Origin of the sequence: Kitasatospora sp. NPDC036755 (assembly GCF_040636595.1) — a bacterium.
GTDB lineage: Bacteria > Actinomycetota > Actinomycetes > Streptomycetales > Streptomycetaceae > Kitasatospora.
The window spans coordinates 1-1,957 of sequence record NZ_JBEZUT010000627.1; the positions used below are offsets into that span (position 1 = coordinate 1).

Annotated in this window: 3 protein-coding genes and 1 pseudogene; 2 read left to right on the forward strand and 2 right to left on the reverse strand. The window is 77.4% G+C overall.

Annotation, left to right across the window (positions count from 1 at the left end; translation table 11 throughout):
- Nucleotides 1-519: TetR/AcrR family transcriptional regulator (locus tag AB0E96_RS40670; RefSeq protein ID WP_359831826.1), on the reverse strand; the 519-nt coding region annotated here is incomplete at its 3' end.
- Nucleotides 520-692: 173 nt separating this feature from the next.
- On the opposite strand from AB0E96_RS40670, the gene AB0E96_RS40675 reads away from it, so the two are divergent.
- Together AB0E96_RS40675 and AB0E96_RS40680 are read left to right on the forward strand one after the other, a co-directional pair.
- Complete coding sequence (locus tag AB0E96_RS40675) at nucleotides 693-1,331, forward strand: SRPBCC family protein (RefSeq protein WP_359831828.1); 639 nt, start codon at nucleotides 693-695, stop codon at nucleotides 1,329-1,331.
- A gap of 143 nt (nucleotides 1,332-1,474) precedes the next feature.
- Complete coding sequence (locus AB0E96_RS40680) at nucleotides 1,475-1,660, forward strand: hypothetical protein (protein WP_359831829.1); 186 nt, start codon at nucleotides 1,475-1,477, stop codon at nucleotides 1,658-1,660.
- Nucleotides 1,661-1,717: 57 nt separating this feature from the next.
- On the opposite strand, the pseudogene AB0E96_RS40685 reads toward AB0E96_RS40680, so the two are convergent.
- Nucleotides 1,718-1,957, reverse strand: a pseudogene (locus AB0E96_RS40685) (pentachlorophenol monooxygenase); the annotation flags it as partial.

A 1,957-nucleotide genomic window follows, 5' to 3' on the forward strand; every position in this document is an offset into this window, starting at 1 on the left:
CAGCGGCGCCCGGTCGCAGAGCACCTCCAGGTCGCCCATCGAGGCGCCCTTGCCGAACGGCGCGGGCACGTCCGCCGGGTTGAGCCGCAGCCCGAGCGCCGCACAGGCGTCGACCAGCGTCCGCATGACCTCGGAGGCGATGGCGGTGGTGTCCTCGGGCGCCCGGTAGCCGGGCACGGGGGTGCCGTAGATCAGGAAGTAGCGCTGGGGGTCCGCCAGGGCCCAGGCGCGCAGGGCGCGGGCGAGCCCGGCCAGGTCGGCGCCCCCGGCGGCGGCCGCGCCGAGGGTGTCGGCGAGGCCGCGGTACGCGTCCCGGACGAGTTCGGTGATCAGTTCGTCGCGGCCGGCGAAGTAGCGGTAGAGCGCGGGGCCGCTCATGCCCATCCGCTTGGCGATCGCGTTGACGGAGAGCCCGGAGGCGCCGGCCGTGGCGATCTGTTCCCAGGCGTGCGCCTTGACCTCCTCGCGCACCTGCGCGCGGTAGCGCTCGCGCGGGCCGTCCGCACCCGTCCTCGCCATCGGCTGCCCGCTCCCCTCACCGTCCGACTACAGCTCCACGCTTCTGTTAGAAGGTATCACGAGGGTGGTTGACCCTCAGGCCGGTCCCGCGTTACAACTTCTAGCGAAGGCGTGAGCATCTAGCTCACGGCGCCCGTGCCGCCCCGACGGCCGACCAGTGAATGGGGAGTTCCATGTCCGCCACGCGCAGCACCGCCACCCTCGGCACCGCCACCCGCACCGCCCTCGCGGCCGTCCCGCTGGCCCTCGGCCTGCTCGCCGCCGCCGTCGCTCCGGCCTCGGCCGCCGCACCGCACCGGCCCGGCTCCTCGCTCACCTGCCACGGGGCCGGCGTCGACCCGGACGCCCGGGTCCGCTACCGGACCGAGGCCGTGGTCCACGCGCCGCTGCGGACGGTCTGGCGGCTCCAGACCGACGTGGCGCACTGGCCCGACTGGCAGGCCGCGGTGCAGGACGCCGAGCGCCTCGACAGCGGCCCGCTGCGCCCGGGGTCGGCGTTCCACTGGTCCACCCCGCTGCCCCCGAACCCCGCGTCGACCGACCCCCGCCTGGAGATCACGTCCACCGTCCGGCAGCTGCGCCCCGGCACCTGCCTCCGCTGGACCGGCCCGGCGGTCGCGACCGGGCTGCGGATCGACGGCGTCCACGTCTGGAACTTCACCGAGGTCCCCGGCGGCGTCCTGGTCCGCACCGAGGAGACCCACACCGGCCCCCAGGTCGACGCGAACGTCCCCGCCGCCACCGACATCCTCCGCCAGGGCCTCGAAGGCTGGCTGCACGACCTCAAGGCCGCGGCCGAGGCCCGCGCCTGACGCGACCGCCCCCGCGGGACCGGGCCGCGGGTCCGCCCCCGCGGGACCGGGCCGCGGGTCCGCGCATGGAAGCCCGCGGCCCGGGCAGGCGCCGTCCGGGGTCCCTTGGCCGGGCCCCCGCCGACGAGAGGAGGTGGACCCCCATGACAGACCGGCACGAAGCCGCTCCCCGGGACCCTCCGGCCCCGACGGAGACCCCCGAGTCCCGGATGACCGGCGAGGGCGCCCCGCCGCCCGCGCACGAGGAGGAGAAGGGGCCCCGGGACGGCCCCGAGTACGAGATCACCGAGCCGGCCCACGACGCCGGCCTGCGGGAGCCCCCGCACTGAGCGAGCGCCGCGCCCGGTCCGGCCGGTGACCCACCGGCCGCCGGGCCGGCCGCCCGGTCAGGGGGCGAGCAGCCCCTGTCGGCCCGCGTAGGCGGCGAGGCCGTCGGCCGTCGCACCGGCCCAGCCCAGGTAGCCGTCCGGCCGGATCAGGAACACGCCGGTGCCGTACGCCTCGTAGGCCGGGACGCGGACCACCGGGGCGGTGACGCCGGGCAGCGGGGCGTCCGTGCCGACGGTGAGCAGCGTCCAGTGCGGGCCGCGGAAGGCGTCGAACAGCCGGACGCCGCCGCGGCGGCC